Genomic DNA, 509 nt, shown 5'->3' with positions numbered 1-509 from the left:
ATGTGGCGGTCGGGGTCGATGACGCGGACGGTCCAGCCGGGCAGTTGGCGGGTGTGGTTGCCGCGTTGGCACACGCCACGCCCGTTGGCTGTGGTGGTGTCGCCGCCGGCGGCGTAGGGGTGGATGTGGTCGTATTCCCGGATCGGCGCGTCGCAGAACGAGTCTCGGCAGGTGCCGCCGTCGCGGTAGAACAGCAGTCGTGCCAGGGAGTGGTCGAAGCGGCGACGTCGGGTGTCGCAGTCACGCACGACTCCGGTGACGGGGTCGGTGTAGAGGCGACGGATCCAGATCCTGGCCCGCTCGCCCACGGAACCGCCCACGCTGCTGCTCGTGTTGCTGGGTGTGCCGTCGTCGCCGCCGGGTGTGTCGGCGTCGGTGTGGGCGAAGGCGTGTGCGAGGGCACGCGCGATCGGGGCGGGCACGGGGCCGTAGCCGGGGATCTGCGCCGCGGTGTCGTCGTCTCCGCCGAGCAGGGCTGTGTCTGTCATGATCAGGGCGATCTCCGCGGA

At 70.9% G+C, this 509-nt stretch carries 1 protein-coding gene; it reads right to left on the bottom strand.

Going from position 1 to position 509, the window contains the following annotated elements; translation table 11 throughout:
- Positions 1 to 488, bottom strand: a 488-nt coding sequence (locus ELR45_RS13045; protein WP_240759625.1) for an HNH endonuclease, incomplete at its 3' end; no start/stop codon positions are given.
- Positions 489 to 509: the final 21 nt, after the last annotated feature.

Origin of the sequence: Phytoactinopolyspora endophytica (assembly GCF_004138495.1) — a bacterium.
Lineage (GTDB): Bacteria > Actinomycetota > Actinomycetes > Jiangellales > Jiangellaceae > Phytoactinopolyspora > Phytoactinopolyspora endophytica.
The sequence above is the reverse complement of the archived record's forward strand: the minus strand, read 5'-3'. Positions and strand labels throughout refer to the sequence as shown.